At 61.1% G+C, this 18,563-nt stretch carries 8 protein-coding genes and 2 pseudogenes; 2 read left to right on the forward strand and 8 right to left on the reverse strand.

The annotated features are described in order from the left end of the window. Positions 1-24 precede the first annotated feature (24 nt). From RCH07_RS00365 to RCH07_RS00385, 5 genes and pseudogenes are all read right to left on the reverse strand, one after another. The gene (locus RCH07_RS00365; protein WP_326965482.1) at positions 25-1,161 is read right to left on the reverse strand and encodes an LCP family protein; all 1,137 of its coding nucleotides are present in this window, start codon (positions 1,159-1,161) and stop codon (positions 25-27) included. A 211-nt stretch (positions 1,162-1,372) separates the two neighbouring features. Continuing rightward, a pseudogene (locus RCH07_RS00370) lies at positions 1,373-2,353 on the reverse strand (transposase); the annotation flags it as partial. A 250-nt stretch (positions 2,354-2,603) separates the two neighbouring features. Then, a complete protein-coding gene (locus tag RCH07_RS00375) occupies positions 2,604-3,305 on the reverse strand; it encodes an ExeA family protein (RefSeq protein WP_326965483.1) in 702 nt (233 codons plus the stop codon). Continuing rightward, positions 3,302-4,762: a DDE-type integrase/transposase/recombinase gene (locus tag RCH07_RS00380; protein ID WP_326965484.1), complete on the reverse strand. Its 1,461-nt coding sequence runs from the start codon at positions 4,760-4,762 to the stop codon at positions 3,302-3,304. Before RCH07_RS00380 ends, RCH07_RS00375 begins: the two co-directional genes overlap by 4 nt. A gap of 882 nt (positions 4,763-5,644) precedes the next feature. Further along, positions 5,645-6,031: pseudogene (locus RCH07_RS00385) on the reverse strand (transposase); the annotation flags it as partial. A 920-nt stretch (positions 6,032-6,951) separates the two neighbouring features. Here RCH07_RS00385 and wecB point away from each other — a divergent pair. Both wecB and RCH07_RS00395 read left to right on the forward strand, forming a co-directional pair. Continuing rightward, positions 6,952-8,094 carry a non-hydrolyzing UDP-N-acetylglucosamine 2-epimerase gene (gene wecB / locus RCH07_RS00390; RefSeq protein ID WP_326965485.1) on the forward strand — a complete coding sequence of 381 codons (1,143 nt, stop codon included), beginning with the start codon at positions 6,952-6,954 and terminating at the stop codon, positions 8,092-8,094. 79 nt (positions 8,095-8,173) lie between these two features. Then, on the forward strand, positions 8,174-10,846 hold the full coding sequence (locus RCH07_RS00395; RefSeq protein ID WP_326965655.1) for a heparinase II/III domain-containing protein: 2,673 nt from the start codon (positions 8,174-8,176) through the stop codon (positions 10,844-10,846). A 128-nt stretch (positions 10,847-10,974) separates the two neighbouring features. Here the strand turns inward: RCH07_RS00395 and RCH07_RS00400 are convergent, their stop codons facing one another. Genes RCH07_RS00400 through RCH07_RS00410 form a run of 3 tightly spaced genes read right to left on the reverse strand, consistent with a single transcriptional unit; the run spans position 10,975 to position 18,474 of the window. After that, positions 10,975-15,414, reverse strand: coding sequence for a glycosyltransferase (locus RCH07_RS00400; RefSeq protein ID WP_326965486.1), 4,440 nt, complete (start codon positions 15,412-15,414; stop codon positions 10,975-10,977). 29 nt (positions 15,415-15,443) lie between these two features. Beyond that, positions 15,444-16,691 carry a UDP-N-acetyl-D-mannosamine dehydrogenase gene (gene wecC / locus RCH07_RS00405; RefSeq protein ID WP_326965487.1) on the reverse strand — a complete coding sequence of 416 codons (1,248 nt, stop codon included), beginning with the start codon at positions 16,689-16,691 and terminating at the stop codon, positions 15,444-15,446. Positions 16,692-16,704: 13 nt separating this feature from the next. Next, the gene (locus tag RCH07_RS00410) at positions 16,705-18,474 is read right to left on the reverse strand and encodes a CgeB family protein (protein WP_326965488.1); all 1,770 of its coding nucleotides are present in this window, start codon (positions 18,472-18,474) and stop codon (positions 16,705-16,707) included. Between the last annotated feature and the right edge of the window lie 89 nt (positions 18,475-18,563).

Raw genomic sequence — 18,563 nt, forward strand, 5'->3', positions numbered from 1 at the left:
TTTTTACGTAATCGTCGCTAGGGCCTAGCAGCGCCAGCTTGCAATGTTACCTGCTCGTCCACACTCGACGGCCGAACCCTTCCGCGAAGTGCGCTGGCCCGCATCCTGTCCGCACTTGCGCTTATCAGTGAGTCCGGCTCCCTGCAGATAGGAACCGAGGGAATCGTCGGCCAGAGCCTTCCTCAGGCCGTCAATAGCCGCATCGTCGCGAAGGACAATAGACTGGCCATCGTCTGAAGTGCCAATCCCTAGGGTCGGCAGCGTGTAGCTGATCACATCGGCACCCCGGACACCGCGAAGACCGAATGCCAATGCACCGGCTGCAGCGCCGTCCAAAGAACTGTCCACGCTAATGTAGGGCGAGACGGTATCCACAAGGCTGCTGATTTTTCCTGGGTTGGTCAGCGTCTCCGCGGTGAGGAACTTGGTCAAGAGGGCCTTAAGGAAAAGCTGCTGGTTCTTGACGCGCTGATAGTCCCCATCACTGAAGGCCTTGCGTTCACGGACGAAGGCAAGTGCCTCTTCGCCGGTCAGCTGTTGCCTCCCCGCGGGAAATGAGAACTGCTGGGTGTTGAACGCCTGGTGCACGTTGACGTTGACCCCGCCCAGGGCATCGGTCATGGCCTTGAAGCCTTCAAAGTCGACGACGGCCACGTGGTCCAGCCTGGTGCCGAACATCCCCTCCAGGGTCTGTACCACCAACGGAATGCCGCCCAGTGCCATAGCGGTATTCATCTTGGCCTCCCCGTGACCGGGGATCTCCACCCAGGTGTCGCGCATGATGGACATCATGTAGATGTTCTTGTGGTCCGCGGGAATGTGAACCCACATCATGGTGTCCGAGCGCTGGTCTGACGAGCCGCCGGCTTCGGCTGACCCCAACGCTACGGCGCGGCTGTCGCTTCCCAAAAGCAAGATGTTGGTAGCACCCGGCTGCACTTTCGCGGGCCGGCCGGCATCCTCGGGGAACGCCTGTTCAATCTTCTGGGACTTGGAGTTGAAGCTGCTGGCGAGGTTAAAGGCAAAGAAGCCCGCACCGACGGCGACGACGAGAAAGATCGCCACGACGCTGAGGAGCACGTTCCGCGCCGTTCTTCGCTTTTTCGTCCGGGGCCGCTGCGGCTCCTCGTAAGGAGCCAGATTTTCGGCGACGATGACCATGTGCTGAGTTCCCAACGTTTCCCACTAGGTGCGTGGGTCGGTAGCGGTTTGACCGTTCCGCAGGTTTGCGCCGTGACGGCGCGGAGGCCGGGTCTCCTTTCTGGAAGGAGTCCCGGCCTCCTGGCATTTTCGCGAAAGGAAGCCTGGAAGGCCCCTGTGGGGTGTGGTTCGGGTCCTGCAGCTTTGATCGCGGGGCCGCGTCCCCGGGTGTTCAGGCGGTTTGGGTCCGGTAGCTGAAGAGTTTGAGCAGGTTGTGGCAGCCGGCGATCAGGTTCCATTCCCCGGATGCTTTCTCCAGCCCGCGTAAGAGGACATGTTTGCCTTGCCGGGTGTTGATTTGTCCGAAGACCGGTTCGACGATGGCTTTGCGTCGGGCGTAGACGGCCTTGCCCTTCTTGGTTTTCAGTTTCCGGGCCATCCGCTCGGTCGGGGTGGCGTTCGCCGGGATCCTGCCCCTGGGAGATTCCTGGACGGGTTGGTGGTGTTTCATCCGCCGGGTGGAGATGAAGAATTCGGTGCCGCCCCCGGCTTCGAGGTCCCTGATGTGTTCCAGGTTCGCCGCCGAGCAGTACCCGGCATCGGCGCTCCACTTCGAGGGCATGGCCTCCAGTGTGTCCTGCACGTTCTTCACCATCGGGACCAGTTGCTGGACGTCTACCGCGGTGTTGTTCAGTTCGGTGGCAACGATGACCTGGTGATTTTTATCAACGACGGCCTGCCCGTTGTAGCAGTAGTGGTAGGAACCGTCCGCGGTCTTCATGATCCTCGCGTCCGGGTCGGTGAAGTTGCGTTGTGCCGTCGGTTTCGGTACCGCCGCGTCCGCGGCGGCTTCGCCCTTGCCGGAAACATCATCCTCGTCATCGTCCCCGCGGGACCGGGCTTTCTCCTGGGCCTCACGGCGGGCCTTGTCCGCTGCTTCGGCTTCGATGGACGCCCGGGCGGTGGCCATCGCGGCGGCGCGGCGGGCCCGGTTGGCCAGCTCGGCGGGCAGCTCATCCCCGCGTTTGCCCGGCCCGAAGCGGGCATCCTCGTCCGCGTCCACGGTCCTCGCCTCCGCCATCAGGTCACTGACCTCCTCGGCCAGGACCACCTGTTTTTCCGTCAACCGGGCATAGGACATGGCCTTATGCCGGGAGGCGTTGGCCCGGACCTTCGTCCCGTCCAAGGCGACATGGCCCAACGAGACCATGCCCGCGGCCCGGTGTTAGCCGTCGCGTTATTTGACGATGGCGGCGTCGTGGTTGGTGACGATGGGGTGGACGTGGGAACGCCCCGCCGGTGGGTTCCGGCGGGGCGTTGATCGTTATGGTGACGTGGTGGTCGATATCGGTGACGCGGAGTTTATTCGCTGTTCTCGGTGATCGCGGATTGGGCTGCGGAGAGATCGACGATGGCTTTGTTGGCGGCGTAGGTCGCGATCAGGGCGGCGACGGCGAGGTTGTTCACGGCCCTGGGGTAACCTCGGGACGCTTGGTGGATCGCGGCGACGGCGTCGTCGGAAAAGAGGGTGTCGGAGCGGCCAGCGTATTTGAGATGGTGGCGGATGTAGTCGGTGGTGTCTGCTGGGCCGATGCCGGTAATCGCGAATCTGGTGGAAATCCGTTGGTCCAGGGCGGCGAGGACCGCGAGTTTGAGTCGGCGGCGCAGGGTTGGTTGGCCGACGAGCAGCAGTGCGAAGTGGCTGCCGGTGTCCATCTCAGCATCCGCAGGGACTCCAGATCGGTGTTGCCCAGGAGGTGGGCTTCGTCGATCACGACGACGGGGAGGCGGGAGCGTTCGTCCAGTTCCCCGGCGAGCAGGGACGCGGTTTGGTGGGCCAGGACCCCGGAGTAGAACGCTGGCTGCCCGCCGAGGGCTGTGACGATTTGGGACTGGATGCCGCGCATGCCGATCGTGGGGTCCGCGATATAGATGATCTGGTGGCGTGAGGCTTCCAGCTGGGCCAGGGCCGCTCTGACGGCGACGGTCTTGCCGGCACCGACCTCGCCGGTGACCACGCCCATTTGGCGCTGGGCTACGCACCATTGGATCCGTGCGATCGCTTCCCGATGGCTGGGGTGGGGGTGCAGGGCCTGGGCCGGGATGGAACGGCCGAAAGGCATGGTCGTGAAGCCGTAGTGGGATTGCAGGTTCGAGATGCTCATTGGGCTCCTCCAGTCGTTCCGGTCACGCCTGCACTGGCGGCCATTTTCTCGAAGCTGATCGGGGCGCCGGTCAGGGTGGTTTTGTGTCGGGTCTCGATCAGGCGCAGGTAGTCGATGCCGGTGGCTGCGTTCTTCGCCCCGGTGTCTGCGTCCTTAGCGGCGTTGACGGCTTTGGGGTGAACATGGCGGCGGATCTCCTGCAGGACTGCTTCACCGGCAGGGACGCCGTTGGCGGCGGTGACCGCGACGGGGCCGGTGAGATCGAACGGGTCGTAGATCAGCTCGATACGGGTTCCGGCGAGCAGCGGATCGACTTGATAGATGTTGCCCTGCAGTGACACGGTCGCGGTTTTCGTCACTTTCCGGGTAGCGGACCAGCGGAATGCTTCGGCGATTACGTCCGGATCCTGCCGGTCCGGGCGGCGGTGTTCCCAGCCCGCGTCCCACCGGGCCAGTGGCGTCATCCCGGTCGTGGAATGCACTTGCCGGTGGTAGACCATCTGCACCCAGGAGATGAACAACGTGTTCAGCTCTTCCAGCGAGCCGATCGCGCTCCCGGCGGGATCCTCCCCGACGGTTTCTGCCAGGTCGGTGCCCGGGACGGTGAGCTGGACGGGGGTGTCGATGACGGTGATTTCTGTCAGGAACTGGGAAGTGACGGTGTTGAAGAACCGTTCGATCCTGCCCCTGCCCTGGGGCCGGTAAGGTCTGGAATGGATCAGCTTCATGCCCAGCCTCGCGCAGATCCTCGCCAAGGATGCGTCAACAAAAGCGGAGCCGTTATCGACATACACGGATTCGGGAACGCCGTGCGTTTGCAGGGCAGGACGCAGGGCGGCGGAGAGCCTCACGGCGTCTTCGGCGAACGCCCACCGGGCCGCGGTGACCAGGCGTGAATGATCATCGACGAACGCGAACAGGTACGTTTTCCGGCCGCCGATCCGGGGCCCGTGGAGCCCGTCGCCGACCCAGATCTCGTTCGGGTGGGCTGCTTCGAACCGGCCGGTGGCCTGCGGGTTCGTGCCGGTAGGGAGCTCCAAGGTGCGGAAGTGGCGCAGCAGCGTGGTTTCCGAAGGCGCGTCACCGAGGGTTTCCACCATGATCCGACGCACCTGGGCCGCGGTCCGGTTCGGCCGCTCCCGCTTCAGCGTCTCCGCCAGGGCCAGGGTCTGCGCCGGCGTCACGGGACCCATAGCGCGTTCTCTGGGTTTGAGCCCGTCGAAACCGTCCCGTTGCCAGGCCCGGATCCACCGGTCCAGGGTTTCCCTCGAATACCGCACGGGATTCCCGTCCGGGCCCGTGTGTTCCCTCGCGGCCAGGGCCCGGACCAACGGTCCACGCTGTCGGGTCGTCAACGACGGGTCGGCGGACTCACGGACGAGCTGGTAACGGAACAAAGCGGTATTCTCCGCCCGGTCCTTACGGGCCAAGGGCCCGCGCTGCAGTGGCTGCGTCATAACTGGGTCTTCCTTCACAGATCAGGGAGTCATGGCCCCGGCTCTGATCAGCCGGTGCTTCTCCCACCCTGACCGGCCGCCACGACGGGCATAAGGGCCAACTCGTGTTGCTCCCGTCCCTGCCACCACCGGGCGCTAAAGAACCATGGACCGGCCGCATGCCAGTCCACCACGGCGACGGAGAAGCGTTGCGCGAGCACGGATGCGTACGCTGCCACCACGCCCACCGCCCGCCCCGCCAAGGCCGGCACCGGGGCAGGCCATACCCCGGCCGCGTCCGCCCCGTGACAGTGCGCCAAGGCCGTGCATGCCTCAACCACGGCCGCAGCACACGCGGTGAAACCGCGTAACCAGCCACGCACCGTTGACACCGGCCGGCCCAGCAAACCCGCTATCGTGCGGTGACCGGAACCAACAACCTTCGCCTCGATCGCGGCAGCGATCACCGCTGCCGGATCAGCGCGTCGAGCCGCGAATTCCACCCCCAGCAACACATGCGTCCCCGCGCACCCAGTGCAGCGACCACGGCGCGGACGGACCTCCACAACACCCGCTCCAGCGCCGCGACCATGGCGGATCAGCCGCACCCGAGCCCACCCCCACGGAGCCAGCACGCCCGCGCAGCCCGGACACGTCAACCGTCTACCGGCCAGGTCGGACTCGACAGCGGGGGGATCATGACTTACCGTGAGCATCGGCGCGGTCCTAACGCGTCAGAACGGCCCGACGCATGCTTCCAAAAACTGTGCGCCGGGCCGTTCGTCGTATCCAGTCATCGTCAGCTTGACGCCGCCGACGGCACTAAATCAAGACCCGGACCCGGAAACCAGCATCGTCACAGGCAACGACGCCCCCACCGCCAAACAATGCGACGCGCAACACCCGGCACAGTTCCAGGGCCTGAAGGAACACGTTCCCCAGTGCCGCGAGGTGGCGTTCGCGGAACCGTCCGATCGACCGGAAGTCCGGGGCCTGCTGGGCCGACAGCCAACGGAACGCGACCACGTCCGTGCAGGCCCGCTCCAGTTCCCGCGAGGACCGCACCCCCACGCAGTACCCGTACAGCACGATCCGCAGCATCAGCCTCGGATCATACGGCGGCTGGCCCTTCGCCTTGGCATAGGAAGCATAGAACCGGGTCAGATCCAGTTCATCGTCCACAAGCTCGCCAACGAACCGGGCCAGATGGCCCTGGGGCAACCATTCCTCCAGCGACGGCGGGACCAGCATCACCGCATCGGGCTCGAACGCCTTGAAGCGTTTGTTGATCCCGCCGTTGGCATCCATGGGGACATCGGCCGGGAGCTCGACACGCTCCACCAGGGACTCATCGAACAAACCATTCAGGCCAGAAGAACCAGTATCCATACCCCCAATTCTCCCAGCCACCCCTACCAGGCCCCGGCTAATCCTCCGGCGTTTTAAAACCGGCACCCTCATTACTGACCCACGCACCTAGCGGACCAAAATTCCCTGAACAATCATTTCATAGCGGCTTGAATGTCCCGGTTCAAGGCGGCAACTCACGCCGGAGCAGGTCTGGCCGAGCCGTTCAAGACGGCGGCCCTCCAGATGGGTGCATGGCACCCGCGCTGAGCCCCGAGCAGTGACGGCGCCGGTTTCTCGCTAAATCCGGGCGCCAGATTTACATGTGTCTGCGGCTGGAATGCGCGACTCAGGGGCAGTGGTGCAAGAATTGATGCGGACGCCGTGGACGTTCCGACAGCTTGGCTGATGCATGCACAACCGACTTAGCCCGATCAGATGAGGAGGAGCACGTGGTGGACGAATCCCCGAACACCTCCCAGTTGGTCGCCGCTCCGCGCCATCTGCGAAAGCGTATCCTTCATGGCGAGATCCCGGACACTCTACTGGTTCCCGGTGTGGACCCTTTGCCGTTGGAGACGGTCCAAAGTCACGGGGCCAAACGGCCAGTCGGAATCGTATCGGCTCGGGTACAGACGTATGGACGTAAGAGGGCCGTCGCGCTATTGGCCGTGATATTTGTCTCGATCAGCATTCTCGCGCTGGTGATCGCACTGCTTCTCGAGAGTTAGATAGGGCCACGACGCTTTGTTGGAAGTCCTGGTGCACTGAATCGCGTGCCGGGGCCGGCCCCGATTCAGTGATTTGTCGCCTGTTCCCGTAGCATCATTGCCGACGTCCACAAATTTTCGGGAGAAACACCCATGCCCAGCATCATGCCGATATTCGGCACTCGGCCCGAGGCCATCAAGATGGCCCCAATCGTCGCCGCACTGCACGAATCTGAGCTTTTCGACTGTGTCGTGACCGTCACCGGCCAGCACCGAGAGATGCTGGACCAGGTTAATGAGCTTTTCGGAATTGTGCCGGACCACGACCTCAACATCCTGCAGCAGCGGCAGTCGCTATCCGCCATCATGACCCGGACCATCGACGGATTGGACAAGCTTTTCGCCGAGAAGAAACCTGATGCTGTGATCGTGCAGGGTGACACGACGACGTCCACAGCCGGAGCCATTGCTGCTTTTTATCACGGAATCCCGGTGGTACACGTGGAAGCGGGCCTCCGCAGCGGCGATCTCTTCTCTCCGTTCCCCGAAGAGGCCAACCGCAAAATAACGAGCCAAATCGCGAGCCTCCACCTTGCGCCCACGAGTGTCAGCCGTGCCAATCTCCTCGCCGAAGGCATCAATGCAAGCGACATAGTTGTCACCGGCAACTCAGTCATCGATGCTTTGCTGACGACTGTCGGCAAGCAGATCCCCTTCACCGACCCTCAGCTTGAGGAACTCGCAGCCAGCGGCCGGAAAATCCTGCTGGTGACCACTCACCGCCGGGAGAACCAGGGCGATGCCATGCGCGGAGTGGGCCGGGCTCTGGCAAGGATTGCCGACGCCGAACCTAACTTGGTAATCGTCCTACCGGCGCACAAGAACCCCGTGGTACGCGAAGCAGTCTTGCCCGCCCTCGAAGGCAAGCCGAACGTCATCGTCACGGAGCCACTGGCCTATGGTGAATTCACCCGCATGCTCTCGCTGGCCCATATCGTCCTGACGGACTCAGGCGGGGTGCAGGAAGAGGCACCGAGCCTGGGCAAGCCCGTCCTGGTGATGCGGGACAATACCGAACGTCCCGAAGCAGTCGACGCCGGAACCGTGACCCTGATCGGTACTGATGAAGAACGCATTGTGAAGGAAGTCGACCGGCTCCTGCATGACCAGGATCATTTCGATTCGATGGCCAACGCGGTAAATCCCTATGGCGATGGCCGGGCCTCTGAGCGGACGGTCGCCGCAGTTGCGCAGCTGCTAAATGTCGGTAGCAGAATCGACGAGTTCGGGCGCTGACGCACAATACGTCCGGTCAGAACTATGCCTGGCCGGGCATCATGCATCTGGACCCGCGGTAAAGACTGGAGAACTCTTGGTGCCGACTAATTTTGACCTGATGCGGGAAGCCGTGATCCGTCAGCTACCCCGGGCCGCAGATGAAACGGCCCGATCGCGCGCGGAAAAATTCTTCAAGGACGGCAAAATTGTCAGCGCAAGATTCGGAAATCTACCCTTCAACGACGGCGATATTTGGGCGGACGCAACCAAACGCTCCCAGGCGCGCTATGTGCACGGCTTTTTGTTCTTCTCTGACTGGCACGGGACAGTGCTCGGCGATCCCGTCGCGGGCGCCAAGTACGCGGCTTTCGCGCTTCGGGTGGCCCGCAGCTGGGCGGCGAACTACGGTGATGCCAAACGGATCCCCGAGGTGTCGCACCATGATGAGACCACGGCCCAGCGGCTGATCCAGCTGACGTCACTGCTGCTGCGGCTGAAAGATCTCGTTCCCGACGAGGACTACAACTGGCTGGCCGAGCTGGCTTTGGACACCGCGCGCCTGCTCGAATCGGACGATTTTCATGCCACTGGCAACAACCACGGCATGTTCCAGGACCTCTCACTGCTCTATTTTTCGGTTATGTGCGACTACGTCCCGCCCAATGACCGCGAAGGTTTCTTTGCCACCGCGACGGCGCGGTTGTACTCGTATTTTTCGACGTCGTTCACTTCCGACGGTGTCCATGTCGAAAATACCCCGACTTATCACCTTATGGTGTCCAAGCACGTTCACGGTGTCCTGGATATCTTATCCAGGGCGGGGCACCATCACGCTGACTATTACCGGTCGCTGCTGCGGAACGCTGCCGAATACGCGACGCACGCGCTCATGCCGAACGGAATGTACCCGCCGGTCAGCGACACGACGCAGCAGCTGGAGACTAGCGCTGCGCGGCAAAATATCTTCGATAGCAATGAATTTGCATATGCTGCTTCCGCCGGAAAGATTGGCTCGAAGCCCCAACGAAGAACGCTGGTACTGCCAGACTCCGGGTACGCCATCTACCGCAGCTCCTGGGGAAATCCCAACGCCTCGTTTGCATACTTCAGCGCAGCTTACAACGCGAATTACCACAAACACTCCGATGACCTGAGTCTGTTCCTGCGCAGCGACGGCGTCGATCTGCTGTCCGAGGCCGGCGCCTACGGCTACGACTACAAAGATCCTCTGACTAAGTACGGCTACTCGTCCTATGCGCACAATTGCATCGTTGTGGACGGCATCTCCCTGCCTCGTACCGACGAGTCAGCTCACCTCACCACCATGGAGGCCCACGAAGTTCGCGCGGACGGTTACCGGGTCACCGGGCGTACGGGGCGGTTGAGGGACACAACTCATTCCAGAACCGTCGACATCCAAGAGCGGGAAGGCGTTCCCTACCTCGAAGTGTCGGACACTATTGAAAGCCAAGAGGAACATAGCTACGAGCTCCTATGGAATCTCGGGCAGGACGTTGAAGCTGTCGTCCACGGGCAGGGTTTCGAACTGTTCCACGGTGGCCGCAAATTGATGGATCTTCGATTCGATGCGAATGTCCCCACCAAAGTCTCGCTCCATAGGGGCGAGAAACGGCCCAAGCACCTCGGCTGGCGCTTTCCGCGTTTCGGCGAAGCCGTGCCGGCTCCGGTCGTCAAGATCTCGTTCGAAGGCAGTGGCGCTCAGCTCAACACGCAAATCCGATTGTCTGATTTCAGCTACCTCGACCGGGGACTTAAAGTGGAATCGAATGCTTGGCGGCGCAGCAGCGGGAGCGTAGGACTGAACTACCTCTCGGTACCGGCGGGCTCGCACTCAGGCGCGCGAAAACTTGCCGTCGTCTTCACCGCTATTCACCAGCAGGGCGACTTTACTTTCAATTACAAGAAATCCGTTGATACGTCCGGGGTGCACGCCCTGTATATCCTTGACGATTTCGGAGACCAGGGTTCGTATTATTTGTCGGACCACGGCGACAGATCCATCTTCTCCGCGACTCAAGCGCTCATCGGTCAGGAGCTTGACCGACTGGGCCTCACCGCCAAGGATCTCATCACGGCAGGATCGTCCAAAGGCGGGAGCGCAGCCATACTCCATGGCATCGCCGCCGGAGCCGGACGTATCATCGTAGGCGCACCACAAGTCAGAATCGGCTCGTTCCTCCGGGATCCGCACGCCAACATCCTGCGTTTCATGACGGGAGACACCAGCGAGGACTCAGTGAGCGCCCTCGATGAGGTGGTCTTCAATGCCATCGACGACATGCTTGATACAACCCGCCTGTCGATTCTGGTGGGTGAGGCAGACCATCACTACAAGAACCACGTTTTGCCCCTGAAATCCTACGCTGAGACTCAGCTAAAAGACCTGGAACTGACGGTCCTGCCCGGCCTCCCCCATGCTGAAATCGGAGCGGTGTATGGGCAATTCCTGACCGCAAATATCCAGCAGGAGATCTCTGGATCAGGCGAAGAGGCTGTGCCCTACTCCTTCCGGCGTTCCAGCGAGGATCCGGCTGGCCTCTGCCTTGAGGTGCAGTTGCCAGTCGGCTGGGAGCTTGCCTCCCGACTTTTTCGTGGTGTCGAGTCCGTAGCTCGAACACCCTTCGGCAACGACAACAAAGCCAGATGGAGTGCAAAACCTGCCGGCCGGTACCGGGCAAGGGTATTTCTAAGAAACCCCAAAGAGGATGTTGTCCGCTCCTTCACCACGCCGTGGGTGACTCTCCCCTGAGCCCGCCCGACTGGTGGCATCGTTAATTGCAGCCCACGGGCATCAGCAGGCTGAGCTCCGCAGAATTGGCGGCGAGCGGTAGCCATCGCCCCGTACTGCACTAGTGATGTGCAGGACAGGACGCGCAGCTACGCCTCCGGACGTGCAGGGTCGGCCGCGCCTTCACCGAGGATGACACTTGTCAGTGTCGACAGCACATGGCGTGATTCGAACTGGGAGACAACGTAGTCTTGGGCGACCTCCGCAGCATGACCCCATGACGCCTCGTCTAGGGAGCCGACGAATTCGGCCAGTTCGCGCGCATCGGCATGCAACCAACTTGTCGGGTAGATCTGATCCGCGCCCGGCCACGCGAGGCTGGCTGGCAGAGCGCCGGAAGCGGCACCGTCCGGCAGCGTCAAGTGGAAGGATTCAAAGTCGCTGACCGACAGCACCACTCCGATCTTCCGGTACCACGCAGCCATGTCGTCGCCCTGGGCATCAAAGGCAACTGCTCCGACGAGCAGCGGATCAGTTTCGATTCGCCGGTACTGTTCATCGTAGAACAACATTTCTTCGGGGCGATTGGCCATCCACGCGAAATCTTCGGGCCGCTTGCCCTTGATAAACAGACGGTACCGGTCGTCCAGCATCCGGAGCAGCCTCAGTACATCCAAGGCAGTGTCCAAGCGCTTGCGGGCGGGAACGATTCCGACGAACCCAAGATTGAACCTGGCGCCGGCAACCTTGTCCTGCCGCAGTTCCACTGTGGCGACCGAATTTGGGACGACTCGACTTATTTCCCGTGGAACTTTGTGATCGCGAACCGCTACCTCAAGAATGTGCCTTCCGACGAAAACCACTTCATCCACGGCTGCGTACGAAACGTTCTTAACGAAGGGCCGAGAGATTTCCTGGAGGTGAAGTCGTGTCACCAGACGCTGGTGTGAGGATTTGTTCTTCGAGTACCAGACGGCATTGCCGAGCGTCCATTCACAGAAAATGACATCAGCCTGCGCAAGTAGGCGCTGGCTTTCCCCTTCATCGTGTGTGTTGTGATCCGTCCACTTGTCGATCAAGACGCTGTGCCCCAGCGCCTCAAGTTCTGAGATGAGGCCCGTGGCAAATTTTAGGTCGTGCCCGGCAACCAGCACATTCTTGGGCTTGCTAGGGGGCTGCGCCCCCGATGGCTGGTCCATTGGTACAAGTTCCCTGCGAAGACAGAAGTGGTGGTCGGCCTGACAGGCATCGAGGGCTCTTAGCGACGGGCTTCCCGAAACCGCCGAGCCACGACGGCCGAGCCCGACGCCCGGGACGTCCAAGTCATCACTTGATATACCCACCGAACTCCAGGTTCCGAAGCTGGTGGCAGTGAGCATGTCCTCAAATACTGTGCGATCGCAATGTCCCGTTCCCGGGAATCCGATGAACGAGGTCCCCTCCTCTTTCGCCAGCTTGGCTGCGTCGGCGAAATCTGCCACAATCTCCACTGGCAAGTCCCCGGCCCTCCCGCCACTTGTGGAGTAGATCCGAATGGGTTGCACGGTCTGAATCGCGAGTACCGAGGCGATTTCGGGCGTAAGGCTTTCCACAAAAACCGCATAGCCGGGCAGCTCAGGAGCTTCCACGATGAGCCCCGCAGTGCGAAGGACATAAGCCAGACGGTGTCCCGCAGTGTGACCCCTGTGCACATGCCTGTAGGCGAGCCACGCGTCCCTAATGCGCGACGGCTCGTTGTTCATCCATTCGGTGACCAGTAGGTCTATCTCTTCTGACCCCTCGACGACCGGCACAAGGCCATTCATTATGTGTTCAACGCCGATTCCTCTGCCGCTCAGGACTGCCGAGCCGGATGCGGCGACTTCCATGACGCGCCGGGAAAACATCGTGGGCGAGGCTTCTACAGAGTTGACATTTATGTGCACAGGATGGGACTTGTAGGCGTCAACCATTTCAGCGTAGCTCAGCCCTCCCCGCACATATCGGGTCAGGTGGTCTGGGAAGCGGTAGGGGCTCTCCGGATTCAGATGCTGCCTGTCGTAGATAGCCAGGCCGTGGTTCTCTGCAACGTCAAGAACCGTCGCCAATTCCTCGGACCGGACCTTATATCGGTCGCCATAGTAGGAACCGGCGTAGGCGACGGAGTGATCATAGGGGCGGTCGGACGGAACGATGTTATGTAACCGGGGTTGGGCGTAAAAGGGAAGCGAAGCGACCGTTCGCTGCCGGGGACCGGCGTCCGCTTTGTATCTGCGGATACAATCCGAATCTGTCGTGAATACGTGGTCAAAATGAGCGGCCGTTCGGCTGAACCTGTTGAAGTGCACCGGATCTTCCTTATTCCAGAAGATCGTCGGGACACCCACGTTGTTGCAGTGTTCCAGGATGGCTCTCAACGCGGTGAATCGCTCGTCGTCGTAATAGCCGACCTTTTGCTTCCAGGAGCCGTCAATCCCTTCCCAGGCGGACTCCACGAAGAGCGCGTCAAGCGGCTGTGCATCGATTTGCTGTCGCCAAGAATCCGGTCGGAGCTCGACCAGTGACGTTTCGCCGCGCATACCCTCGAGAGTGAATTCGTCGGCGATTATTCCAACGGTCAACTCCGACAGTTTGCGTCCTGCCGCAGGTGCTACGCTGTTGCCCGCCCGGCCGTGCGCTGCGACGGCTTTGCTGCCGGTGGAGCGCCAAGTGCGTTCGTCTATGGCCCAGAGGCGGGCTCGTCTGCCCATCGCGGTTCGCCGCTCGGAGTCCCTGGCCAAAACTGTGATTGCCTCCGCAAGGGAGTTGGGGTTTCCTGCTTCGGAGAGCAAAGCGCGCCCCTGATCGGGTCCTGCAAGGTCGCGCAACGGGGCGAGGTCACTGAGGATCAAGGCCTTGGCGCTGGCCATAGCCTCGAGAGGTTTGAGCGGCGAAACCATCTCAGTAACCGGTAGCCGCCGCCGGGGACAGGGCATGATGTCGAAAAGGCTCACGTAGTTAGGGATTTCTCCAGCCGGGACTCTACCTGTGAACTTCACGTTGTCAGCGATTCCGAGTTCAACGGCCCTCCGTTTCAGCTCGGGCAACTGAACGCCGTCCCCGACAATCACCAAAGTAACGTCCAAGCCCTCGTCCAGGACTAATTTGGCGGCATCCAGGAGATCGTCCAAGCCCTCATAAGCCACAAGGCTACCCGCGTAGCCGACAACGGTTGTGGTCTCCGCCAGTCCAAGCTTCCGACGCAGGGGCTCCAGAGCGGGCATCGGAGAGAACGTATCGGTGTCCACCGAATTAGGCATCAGGCTGATCAAGGATGAGTCGATCCCGCGCCGCACCAATTCGTCCCGCACCTGGCTAGTTATTGCCAGAACGAGATCGGACTCTGTTGCCACCAGGGTTTCGAGTTTGACGGCTAGATTAAAGCGGTCGGTCTCTCGCCAGCCGGGGTTGTTTGACAGCTGCGTGACCTCCCAGAGTCCCCGGACTTCATAGGCAAAGGGGATTCCCAGCCGACGGGCCGCCATGAGTGCCGGCAATGCCGTTACGTAATTCGAGGCAGACTGAATCAGCGACACCCGGTTACGCTGGGCCTCGCGAACGTAGACATCTACGGCCTCGGCCAGATAGTAGTCCAGGCGGTCAACGGTCCAACTTGGTCCAGGGTTGTAGATATGCGTGACACCACTAATTTCACGCTCGAAGCGTTCCTTGGAAGATACTTCAACATCGACCTTCGAATCCCATGGGTACCCCGGGCGTGCCACAACGAGGACGTCTTCGCCGTTGGCATTCAGTCCGGCGACGACACCGCCGGTTCGCGTCGAATAGCCGTTGCTGTTGAAGTGTCCGGTGCTGTGTGCACAGTACATGATCCGGTTGCGCTCCGCAGCGTACCCTGCATTGGGTTGCCGTGGGGAGAGGAACTGCTCCCGGGTCAGCAATTCGCGCTGCCCAAGGATATTTTGCACAAGCGCGAGTTCAGAACCGGCGAGATCCGCGAGGAGTGCAGGGTTCTGCAGAATGAACTCTGCGGGTTCCAGGATCGCTCCCTCGACGAAGTAATCGTGGGAGATCAGCTTCATCGCGGCGGCCTTGGACGGCTGCGCAGCAAACTCACCGAAGAGGTCTTCACGCCTGACAACAGAAACCGTCGAAGCACTGACCGGCTTGACCGCGGCTGACCTGTCCACGGACCCGTCCGACTTCCTGGACGACGATCGTCCCGATCCTGCTCTGGAAGTGGGCTCGGGCGATGCTGGGATGGCCCGGGTCGGCGTCCCCGAGTCTCCAAATGCGCGAGCGAGACTCCGAGCGGGAGCAAGAATTGCCTGCCCTACCCGCAGGCTCTTGGAGGAGCGGAGCGCTTTCAGCGCTGACCTGAGTTTCTTGCGGTCATCGTTCGCCGAGTTCAACTCAGCTTTTGCATTGTCCCGGGCCCTTCGCATGGCGCGGAGATCTTTCTCCAAAACCTCCACCTGACGCCGGCTCCCGGCTTCATGGGACAGAAGTCGCTCATAGTCCTGGATGACACCGTCGATATCCTGCAGATACCTTTTGCGCTTGGCCAATTTGACTGTCGCCACCTGGGCGACTTCATCTGCATACTTCAAGGCTTCACTCCGTGTCCGCGTCGGGCAAATTACTGCCAGATTCCCCGTGTATCGAACACGTGCTTGTCAGCCATGAGCTGCAGGTCCATTTCTCTGAAGTCGTCGTGGTCGACGAGGAGCAGAACGGCGTCGGCCGCAGCCACCGCCGCATCCAGGTCCTGCAGGACTACATTGCTGAGACCTGCAAGCTGCCGCGGGAGCTGATCCACATGCGGTTCCACAACCAGGAGTTCTGCGCCGTCCAGCTTCGCGCTGAGCTTTTCGACAATTGCGACGGCGGGTGACTCGCGGAGGTCATCAATGTTTGCCTTGAACGCCAGCCCCAAGACAGCGATCTTGGGCGCTACTGTCTCCCCCACAGCTTCCTGTACTTTCTTGACGACCCAGTCGGGCTTCGAGTCGTTGGTTTCGCGTGCCTGCCGGATCAGCCTGGCTTCCTCCGGGGCAGCGGCGACAATGAACCAGGGATCGACGGCGATGCAGTGTCCGCCCACGCCGGGGCCCGGCTGCAGGATGTTGACGCGGGGGTGGTGGTTGGCGAGTTTAATGAGTTCCCAGACGTTGATGCCCAGTTTGTCGCTGATGACCGAAAGCTCGTTCGCGAAGGCAATATTGACGTCCCGGTAGGAGTTTTCGACAAGCTTGGCCATCTCCGCTGTGGCTGCATCGGTGACGAGGATCTCGCCCTGGCAGAAGACGGCGTACAAGGCTTTGGCGAGCCGGGCTGCCTCGGGGGTTAGGCCCCCGACGATGCGATCATTGGTGACAAGTTCAATCATGATCCGGCCGGGCAGCACACGCTCCGGGCAGTGAGCTACATGGATGGACGGTTTGCCGTGCGCTCCGTCGAGACTCAAGTCCGGCCGCAGGCTGACGAGGTAGTCACCGAGGAGCTGCGTGGTTCCTGGAGGCGACGTGGACTCAAGAATTACGAGCTCTCCACCCACAAGCTGGGGGGCGATGGCGCGCGCTGCGGCCTTGATGTATGTCACGTCAGCGGTGTGGTCGGTGTTGAAGGGGGTGGGGACGGCCACGATGTATGCCTGCACAGCGGGAGTCTCAGCGGATGCGCTTAGCTTGTGCTGGCTTACGGCGCCGGCTACGTAGGATGCCAGGTCTGGCTCAACAAAGGGAAGTTCACCGCGGTTGACGGACTCGACGGTGTCCGGGTTAACGTCTACACCGATGACGTGGATGCCGTTTCCGGCAAGAATCGCCGCTGTCGGCAGACCGATGTAGCCCAATCCGATGACAGCTACGGTTTCTATAGTATTCAAGGCGAACCCCCACTCAGACAGAGACTTGATCTCTGTAATTTCCAAAAAACTTCAACACACTGCTGGCCATCAACTCGGCACCGCTAATATTCCAGGTGTGGCCTTCAGAGGCACGCTGTTGACAGTAGTTGAACCTATCTGACGCATAAACCACACCGCCGCCAGCACCAACATCACGAAGGAAGCGTGTATCTTCACCGCTGCCCACTGCTGCAAAAGGGCTGCTACGGAAAACGTCCGCGGATCCCATAATTGTGGGTCCCATGACCGTCCGAGTATACCGGTGCTCCCACTCGGAGAAGCGAAGAAGCGTTGCGTTCCGGTCCGCGAGATACATGTAGTGAGCCTGTTTTCCCACGACGTCCGCGGCGGAATACTCCAACGCGTGAAGCTGATCACTGAGGTAGTCCGCGGCGTAGAAGTCGTCGTCGTCCATCTTGGTCAGGACCTGTCCCTCCGCCGCTGACACGCACTTATTCAGGCATTCCCCCAATGAAACGTGAGCTTCCGCTGTCAGCAAGGTCACAGCTGAAACACCGTATTGTTCTTTCAGGTGACTGATCGTTGCGGCGTCCGCTTTGAAGCCATGAGTCAGGAGCACTAACTCTGCGTCCACATCACGCTGGCTTCCGACGGTCTGGAAAACGTGCTCAAGTTGCCAGGGCCGAATCGTTGACACCAGCAGTGATACGGTCGGGCGACGGATTTGATGGGGTAGCTGGGGGGCGACGGCGGCCAGTATTTGGTTGCTGCGAGCCCGGTAAGTATGTTCCCGCCATATCCTCCGCTGGCCCCGGTGCAGTTGGCGCTCGCCCAACTCCGGGTTCCTGTGCAATGCGCGCAAGAGTTGCTCCGCTTCCGTTGCGGTGGTAACGGTGAAGATTTCATCCGGACTGAAGTGCGTTCCGATTGCGGCACTGGGGGTAGTCAGGACGTTCGATCCGGAGGCAATGATCTCGAAAATTCGCCGCGAGCACATGGTGGGCGAATCGACCACCGAATTAACGTTGAGGAACGTCTTGTAAGCCTTGTAGGCCGTGAGCATCTCGGGATAGTCGAGCGAGCCCACAACCCTGTCGGCGAACGGAGGGGGAAACTGGTATCTGGAGTCCCCGCCCATCTGCCGGGAGAAAATTTCCAACCCTGTTTCCATTATGGGCGAAGCGGCCGCGGCGGCCTCTAGCAGGATGTCGAGCTGCTCTCGGCGTTCGGGATATTTCTCGGCGAAGTACATCCCGCCAAAAGCCACGTCCCTCTCGTGCCAGCCGTATTTCGGACGGACCGGGTTATGGATGATTGGTTGGGCAGCAAATGACAGTACGTCCACTCGGTTGTGCCCGAGATCCCTCACATACGCGTCGAGCCGGTTGGCGTCGCTCGTAAACACAAAGTCGAACAACTTGGCCGCAGCGATGAAGTCGTCGTAGTGAGGCGGGTCCTCCTTATTCCAGAAGACCGTCGGAATCCCCTGCTCGCGGCACCAAGACGTCAGTTGAGCCAGTGTTGAGGGAGCAGCGTGTTCCCTGCCGACAATTTTTCCGGTCCACTGCCCCCTGTTTCCATTCCAGGCGGATTCCACGAACAGGAAATCAACCGCACTATCCAACAATTGTTCCAGCCAGGAACCGGGCGACAAAGGCGTACAGGTCCATTCGTTGCCGAAGGCCAGTGCGGAAAAGTCGTCGAGGATTACTGCAGCGCGTGCAGCGGACACGGAGCCGGCGCGGGACGAAGGCACCGCCGATGGCCGGAATGTGAGGCGTTTGTTCTTACCGCGGCCCACCCAGACACCCTCCGCACCCCGTACTGTGTCGAGCTTCCGGTGGCCCGCCTCAAATGCTTCTCGCGCGAGCCAGGTACGGACCTGCCGGG

It is taken from the genome of Arthrobacter sp. CG_A4 (genome assembly GCF_035985125.1).
GTDB lineage: Bacteria > Actinomycetota > Actinomycetes > Actinomycetales > Micrococcaceae > Arthrobacter.

What these genes read in the sequence shown, in the direction of transcription:
- RCH07_RS00365 (WP_326965482.1), bottom strand. Translation starts at nt 1,161, where the DNA reads ATGGTCATCGTCGCCGAAAATCTGGCTCCTTACGAGGAGCCGCAGCGG.
- RCH07_RS00375 (WP_326965483.1), bottom strand. Translation starts at nt 3,305, where the DNA reads ATGAGCATCTCGAACCTGCAATCCCACTACGGCTTCACGACCATGCCT.
- RCH07_RS00380 (WP_326965484.1), bottom strand. Translation starts at nt 4,762, where the DNA reads ATGACGCAGCCACTGCAGCGCGGGCCCTTGGCCCGTAAGGACCGGGCG.
- wecB (WP_326965485.1), top strand. Translation starts at nt 6,952, where the DNA reads ATGCCCAGCATCATGCCGATATTCGGCACTCGGCCCGAGGCCATCAAG.